Origin of the sequence: Bhargavaea ullalensis, from assembly GCF_042432615.1 — a bacterium.
Taxonomy (GTDB): Bacteria; Bacillota; Bacilli; order Bacillales_A; family Planococcaceae; genus Bhargavaea; species Bhargavaea ullalensis.
This window is the reverse complement of sequence record NZ_JBHLWY010000045.1, coordinates 23,751-31,666: the sequence shown is the minus strand read 5'-3', so window position 1 is coordinate 31,666 and position 7,916 is coordinate 23,751. Positions and strand designations below refer to the sequence as shown.

General features: G+C 57.3%; 5 protein-coding genes. 4 read left to right on the top strand and 1 reads right to left on the bottom strand.

The features are described from left to right. Nucleotides 1-618: 618 nt before the first annotated feature. Complete coding sequence (locus ACFFIY_RS13980) at nt 619-1,314, bottom strand: GDSL-type esterase/lipase family protein (RefSeq protein ID WP_354198966.1); 696 nt, start codon at nt 1,312-1,314, stop codon at nt 619-621. A gap of 263 nt (nt 1,315-1,577) precedes the next feature. Here ACFFIY_RS13980 and ACFFIY_RS13975 point away from each other — a divergent pair, with 263 nt between their 5' ends. From ACFFIY_RS13975 to ACFFIY_RS13960, 4 genes are all read left to right on the top strand, one after another. Then, nucleotides 1,578-4,214, top strand: a complete 2,637-nt coding sequence (locus ACFFIY_RS13975; RefSeq protein ID WP_354198964.1) for a Cna B-type domain-containing protein — start codon at nt 1,578-1,580, stop codon at nt 4,212-4,214. A 14-nt stretch (nt 4,215-4,228) separates the two neighbouring features. After that, the gene (locus tag ACFFIY_RS13970; protein ID WP_354198962.1) at nt 4,229-5,950 is read left to right on the top strand and encodes a SpaH/EbpB family LPXTG-anchored major pilin; all 1,722 of its coding nucleotides are present in this window, start codon (nt 4,229-4,231) and stop codon (nt 5,948-5,950) included. 64 nt (nt 5,951-6,014) lie between these two features. After that, nucleotides 6,015-6,851: a class C sortase gene (locus ACFFIY_RS13965; RefSeq protein ID WP_354198960.1), complete on the top strand. Its 837-nt coding sequence runs from the start codon at nt 6,015-6,017 to the stop codon at nt 6,849-6,851. Continuing rightward, nucleotides 6,841-7,518, top strand: coding sequence for a class C sortase (locus tag ACFFIY_RS13960; protein ID WP_354198958.1), 678 nt, complete (start codon nt 6,841-6,843; stop codon nt 7,516-7,518). Before ACFFIY_RS13965 ends, ACFFIY_RS13960 begins: the two co-directional genes overlap by 11 nt. Nucleotides 7,519-7,916: the final 398 nt, after the last annotated feature.

Here is a 7,916-nt window from a genome sequence, read left to right as displayed (position 1 = left end):
CGGAATCATCTCATCGCTTCATAAGCAGGTTTTTTATTAAATTGTCCGTTTTATAGGGTTCGGTTCAGGCTGCGGCCGGGTGTTTTTTTATTTGGCGTGTGGTTTTTAAACAGGAGCCGGCGGGCTAGTCGGGTAAAACTCCTTTCTTGGTGCAAACTAACCGCAGCCAAGTTGGGAGGAAACCCAGCGAAGTCTTCTCAGCGCGGCGAGTGAGACGCAATCAGGTCCGAGTGAGTCGCTATTGGACCCGAGTGAGACGCTTTTGCACGCGAGTGAGACGCTTTCCGCGGCTGCTGCTTTCTAGGGACAACTCTTCTCTCCTAAAAACATTGATTCTCCGCTTGCGGAGAATCCTCCAAACCCAAAAGGAAAACCTTCCGGCGCGCCGGAAGGTTCATTTAAATGGGCTTGGATCGCTTGGGGAAACGATTCACTTATCGAGAAAAAGGGGGAGGGGAGGATGGCCATTTGGGCGAGTGAGTCGCAATTGGCCCCGAGTGAGTCGCTTTCTCTCCCGAGTGGGACGCAATCTCCCTCAAGTGAGACGCTTTTGCCCGCGAGTGAGACGCTTTTCACCTTTTCTCCCTTATCCTTCCCCAAATCAGCACCTTCTCTCCCTCAATCCTTTTCCTTCACTTTCTCCACCCACTCGTCGTAGCCGTTGCCTTTCAGGTGGATTCCGTCGAGGGTGTATTTCGGGTCCATCCGGCCTTCTCCGTGGGTGAACAGCAGGTCCAGGTTCAAATAGTCCGCGCCGCTTTTCTTCGCGATCTTTTTCACAATCCGGTTGTACTTCACGACTTCCTTATTATCAATCTTCCGGTCAGAAATCGCCGTGTTCACCGGAAGGATCGACTCGAGCGTCACTTGCGTCACGGCCGGGTCGAACGCATCGACGATTTTCCTCAGATTTTCCTCGTACTCTTTCCGGTCCACGCCCTGCAGGATGTCGTTCGTGCCGATCATGATGTATGCCTTTTTCGGTGCGCGGTCGGCCACTTCGCCGATTCGCTTCAGCAGTCCCGCCGATGTGTCGTCGCGGATGCCGCGGTTGATTACGGTCTCCCCCGGAAAATACTCCGCAAACTCCCCGTGGTCCGTCAGGCTGTCCCCGATGAACGCCCGGTCCACCGGCTTATCCGGCAACGCCTTGAAAATAGAAACTCTATTGATGTAATAAGGATTTTTATAATTTGGGGAACCCTCCCCCTCGGCTTTCGCGCTTCCGCTTTGGCTCCAGTAAAACCCGCCAAACCCGAGCAGCACCACATTCGCCAACAGGGACACCGCCAACACTGACTTCAGCTTCTTCATCAACTCTCATCTCCGTCTCTATCTCTGTCTCTTCCACTATCTCACTTTACCCGCTGTGCAAAACGGACAATCAGGAAGATTCCGGATGGGCAAGCGCATCAAGACCAAAAGACCCATCTGAACCTCTTAATCTTTAAAAATAAAATCTCTCATATAGGTCATTTATCCTCTGTCGCTCGCATATAAATAGATATGCACCAACTTGGCCGGTATGTGCGCTTTGGCCGGTGCATAGATTGTGTGGTTGGAGAGGAGGAGGGGTTATGCCGAAGCTGAGGGGGCTTTCGGCTTTGTTTTGTGCGCTGCTGATCCTGCAGCTGGCCGTGCCGATTTTCGCCGGGGCCTCCCCCGGGGGCGGGACGGCGGACAACAGCGGACGAACGATCATCACCAAACTGAGCCAGACCCCCGAAACTATTACATGGCGGGTGACGATCAACGCGGCCGGCGCCGGGCATGAAGGCTTGAGCGCCGCAATCACGTTCGGTCCGGGACTCGCACACGGCTCTGTCAGCGGAGGGGAAGGCGTTGAAATCGCGAAAACCCCCGCCGGATGGGACGTACAGATCCCGCCGGGCGACACCCCCGTCAAGCTGGACGCGACCGCGGCCGTCACGGACCCGGACCAAAACCGGCTCACCCTGCAGGCCACCGCGACTTTCCCGGACGGCGTGTTCAAAGCATCCACTGAAACGGCCGCACTGAAACCGGCCGTCGAGGAAGAAGTGCCGCCTGCAGTGGAGCCGGAGGGAGACGCTCCGGCGGAATCAACTCCGGAAGAACCGGCCGTTTCTCCTGAAGAACCGGTTGTTTCCGATGAAGCGGCGACGAAACCTTCGGAACAGACGACGCCAGAAAAACCGGCGGATCCCCCGGCAGGACAGTTGCCGGAGATGCAGGGCGAATCCCCGGTTGGACAGACGCCGGAGAAACCGGGTGAATCCGGACCGAAACCAGATGTGCCAACTGCCGGACCGGCCAAGCCGGAGGCGGAATTGCCGGCACCCGACCATCCGTTGAAGGATCCGGTCCCGCCGGAAAAAGAGCCGGCACCGGCAATACCTAAACCGGAACGGCCGCTGGCGGATCCGATTCCGCCGGAAAAAGAGTCCGCACCGGCAATACTTGAACCGGAGCCTCCACTGGCGGATCCGATTCCACCCGAAAATCAGATTTCACCTGGGGAGCTGATCCCTCCAGGGGATCCGGATGTTTCCGAGAAATCGGACCGCCCGACAGCGGACGAAGAGCTCACCGTGATTGAAGAACCCCCGGAAGCATCACAATCGCCTGCACCCGAGTTGCTGGCAACCGGCGAATACATGCCGGAACCGGGCGGAATGATTGTTCCGACCGAGCTGGACGGAGTGTCAACGAACACCCACACGAGGCCGCTGTTGCTGTGGGTGAAAGACGGCATCGTCCATGCGGCGGTAAAGTCGACGCACGCGCTGGAGTATATGGAGTTGAAAGGCGTAAGGAACACGGGGGCGGATGTGTATCCGGCGAGGGCCACAATCAAAGTGGAATACAAAGTATATGACCCGCAAGAAGGCCTGAAGGGCAACACGGGTGATGCCCACTGGACGGTATTCAAGTTTAACGCATCCGCACTTTCCTTTGAAGACGGGGTGGACATTCCGTTCTTCATCAAGGGAATCGGCGGCGGCCATGACGTAAGAGGCGGACTTGTTCTCACCATTCCGCAGAAAGACATCACCGGCAACAAAGTCTGGGTCGGCGGGACGGAGCGGCCGGCAATCGAACTGCAGCTCAAGGCACAGGCGGCGGGCGAACCGATGCGCACGCTCGGCACCGCCACCGTCACCGGGCCTGCCTGGAGCCACACATGGATGAAGGTTCCCCGGTACAGCCCGGTTGGGAAGTTGTACGTGTTCTCGGTAGACGAAAAGACGGTCCCGCCGAACTACACAAAGACGACCGACAAACTGACCGTCACGAACACGTATGCTCCGGAACAGCGGACGATCCGGGTCGAAAAGCGGTGGATCGGGCCGGCTACGGATTCGGTGACGATCCAGCTTCTGGCGGACGCGAAGAACACCGGGAAGACGCTCGTTCTAAATGCGTCCAACGAATGGACCGGCTCGTTCCAGGTCAATCAATTTGACGACAAAACCGGTAATCCGATCAACTACACGATCAAGGAAGTGGCGGTACCGGGATATTCAACAACAATCGCCGGCACGATGGACACCGGCTTCATCGTAACAAACGCGAACACGGCAACGACCGAGGTCCATGTCGCCAAGCAATGGGTCGGTCCGGTTGCCGGTCCGGTAACGGTTGCGTTGCTCGCGAACGGTCAGCCGACTGGCAAAACCGTCACGCTGAATGAAACCGGAAATTGGAAAGGCGTCTTCAACGGCCTTCCAATACACGACCCGGTTACCGGTCAGCCGGTCGCCTACTCTATAGTAGAAACTCAAATCCCTGCCGGATATGAAGCAACATACTTCACGGAAGAAAACGGGGAACTCATCGTCACGAACACGGCGCAGACCGCGTCAATCACCGTGCTGAAAGTGGATGAAACCGACAAGCCGCTTGCCGGCGCAGTCTTTGAACTGCGCGACCGGGAGGGAGACGTGGTCGGGACGTTGACGACCGGCGAAGACGGGACGATCGTCTTCAATGACTTGCCGCTCGGAGACTACACACTCACGGAAACGAAGGCGCCGGCCGGATACCGGCTGTCCGCCGAGCCGATCGAAATCACATTGAACGTCGACACACGGAACGTCTTCCAGAAAGTCGTGAACTCAAAACTCGGCTGGGTACTGCCTGACACCGGCGGGCTCGGAACGGGGCTGTTTTACGGAGGGGGCGCGCTCCTCATGGCGGCGGGGCTCCTGTTGTTCAGAAAAAGGGAAAATTGAGAGGAGAATGGGATATGGCGTTGGCCAAAAATAAGTGGGGCAGTTTGTTGTTTGCATTCGCGCTGATCGCGGCGATGTTCGTGCCGCAGATGGCGTTTGCGACAGGGGGGCCGGACAAAACAGGCAGCTTGACGATCCATAAGTTTGCACAGGAGCCCGGCTCGGAAGCAGGTGAGGAAGGGACCGGGCTTCCGGGACAGGGGGCGGACGGCACTCCGGTCGCGGGGGTTAAGTACTCGCTGATCCAGACGCATTCGTATGACCCCGCAACCGGCATATGGAAACCTGCTTCTGTCGAGGCCATCAAATTTGTCACAACGGGCGAAGGTGGATCCGTCACGGTCAGCAACATTAAGCTCGGCCGCTATGAAGTGAAAGAAGTGAGCGGGCCGGACCATATCCTTCTGAATCCGGAGCCGTTCTTCGTAGACATTCCGATGACGAACAAGGAAGGCACGTCACTGAACTATGATGTTCATGTGTATCCGAAGAACGAAATCGTCCGTTCGGCAGTTGAACTGACAAAAGTCGGGGAAGACGGAAGCCCGCTTGCAGGCGTGACGTTCAAGCTGTTCAAGGCGGACGGCTCACCGGCCAAGGACAAAGATGGCCAGGACATCCCGTCCATGACTACGTTAGCAGACGGCAAAGTCAGTATTTCCGGGCTTGGTGCGGGCGAGTACTACTTCCAGGAAACAGCGGTGCCTGCAGGATACGCACTGAACAACACGAAAGTGAAATTTAAGATTGAGAGATCCGGCCAAGACATTGTGGTGAACTGGACAAACGAAGAAGGATTCGCCAACAACGGCACCGTGACCAACTACATCACTCCTGAGATTGAAAAAGACGCAAACGGCGAAAGTCACCTGAACATCGACCGGGGACAGCTGTTCGACTACAACCTGACGATCACGGCGCCGAAGGACATCCACAAATACGCGTCGATTACCGTGACAGACAAACTCGACAGTCGTCTCGAATATGGCGGCCAGTGGAGCGTGAAAGGCACTGAGCAGTCCAACATCGACTTCTCGCAGGACGGTCAGCTTCTTAAGTGGACGGTGAAAAACCCGTCTGCACTCACACCAGGGGAGGAAATCAAGATCACCTTCAATGCCAAAATCCGGCCGGATGCGGAACTAAAGGGCGATGAATCCGGCATCCCGAACACTGCGGATCTGAAGTTCAACAACGGCAGGGGCTATGAGGACACCGTGCATCCAGGCACTCCGCCGACAGTCACACCGACAAGCGGCGGGCTGAAGATCATCAAGGTGGATGCGGCGGACAACTCGATCAAGCTGCCTGGCGCTGAATTCAAGCTCACTGACCTGGCTGGCAATGTCATTGACACGACCAATATGGGTAATGTGGTGCATCTGAACGGTAGCAAGTTCAACGGCAAGCTTGAAAATCTCAAAACACGTGATGACGGTACCATCGAAATCAAAGGCCTCACGCCGGGCGAGTACCTGCTTCATGAAACGAAGGCACCAACCTATACAGAAGACGGCGTTGAAAAATCTTACCGTCTCCTGACAAAAGCGATTGACGTGAAAGTTCAAAATGGTAAAGACGCTGAAGTCACCGTCAAAAACTCCAAGTCCGGCTGGCTGCTGCCGACAACCGGCGGCATCGGCACGATCCTCTTCACTTCCGGGGGCCTCGCGCTGATGGGGCTGGCGACGGGCATGTACGTCCGCCGGCGCAAGACGGATTCCGGCACTGCCTGATTGATTTGAACGGGGGAGCAGCGGCTCTCCCGTTTTACATAAGACCCGAAAGGACGATCGCGCCGTGAAAAAATACGTGTTCCTCCTCATCTTCATCATCGGCCTGGCCGTCTTTTCCTACCCGATGATCAGCAACTTCTTCGCGACGAAAGCCCACCAGTCGGTCATCCACGACTACGACGAAGCCGTCCGGCAAATGGATTCCGTCAAAATCCGCGAAGAGCGCAAAAAGGCCGAACGCTACAACGACAGTCTCGCCGGCCTGCCCGTCGGCTTCACCGATCCGTTCGCAGAAGGCGGCAGCACACAGGAAAACCGCAGCTACTATGACGCGCTCAACATCGGCCCCGCGATCGGCAGCCTCGACATCCCGAAAATCGGCGTCGAGCTCCCGATTTATCACGGCACGAGCGAAGAAGTCCTGTCGCAGGGCGCCGGCCATCTCGAGAAATCGTCGCTCCCGACCGGACAGCCCGGCACCCACGCCGTCCTCACCGCCCACCGGGGCCTCCCGTCCGCGAAAATGTTCCGCAACCTGAACGACCTTACGACCGGAGACCAATTTCTCGTCAAGGTCCTTGGCGAAACGATGGCCTACGAAGTCGACCGCATCGACGTCGTGCTCCCCGACCAGACCGAATGGCTCCAGATGCCCGAAGGCGAAGACCTCGTCACCCTGCTCACCTGCGACCCGTACATGATCAACACCCACCGGCTGCTCGTCACCGGCAAACGCGTCCCGTATGAAGCTGAAATCCTGGAGGCAAGTGCCGAACCGAAGGAAGAAAAGCCGGCAGCCGGGAACCGCAGTTGGATCACACTCGCCGCCGCGCTTGCAGCAGCGGCCGGGGGGCTGTACGTATGGAGGAGGAAAAGGACGGCGGAACGCGATGAAGCATAAATGGAGCATTTTATTGTTCGCCGCCGGTCTCATTATCCTTGCTTATCCTCACATCGCCCAGCTGGTGAATAACCGGATCCAGCACAACCAGGTCGATGAATTCCGCACCGCGCTTGACGACTTGCCGGATGAAGAAGTCGTCCGGCTCATCGACCGCGCACGCGAGTACAATGAAGACATCGCCGAAGAAAGCACCGGCCTCCGCGACCCATGGGGCGACCAGGAAGAATGGATCAACGCCTACCGGGATCTCGGATTCGACGATAACGAAATGTTTGGCGCCCTGGAAATCCCGAAACTGAACGTGCGCACCCCGATTTATCTCGGGTCATCGGAAGCGGTGCTGAGCAAAGGCGTCGGCCAGGTCGAGGGCAGCTCTCTGCCATTGGGCGGGCTGGGCACCCATACGGTACTGGCCGGCCACCGCGGCATGCCGACGATCCCGATGTTCCGCGACCTGGACCGGCTGCAGGCGGGGGATGTGTTCTTCATCCATACCGTGGAAGAAACCTTGGAATACCGCGTTGTGGCGCAAGAAGTGATTTACCCGGACGACACCGACTCCCTGGAAATCCAGGATGGAAGGGATCTGGCGACATTATTGACCTGCCATCCGTACCGGCATAATTATCAGAGGCTGCTCGTGCACGGAGAGCGGGTGGAGTGAGGGGAAACGCATAGTGAATGGGCGAGTGAGACGCTAAGTGCCGCGAGTGAGACGCAATTGAGTCCGAGTGAGACGCTAATGTCCGCGAGTGAGACGCAATCGGGCCCGGGTGAGTCGCTTTTCAAGACAACCGCTTCCCGGGGCAGCCCTCCTCACCTTGGAATAACCGCTCCCCCCAAAAGCAACGATTCTCCGCCCGCGGAGAATCTACCAATCAACCCCTTAAGGAAAACCTTCCGGCCCGCCGGAAGGTTTATTTAATGGGCTTGGATCATTTGGAGAGGCTATTTCGACCGGGGAGAAAGGGGAGAGAGGGTCTGAATCGGACATGCGGGTGAGACGCAAAGGGACGGGAGTGAATCGCTTCTCACGACATCCGCACCCCAGGGCACTGCCAC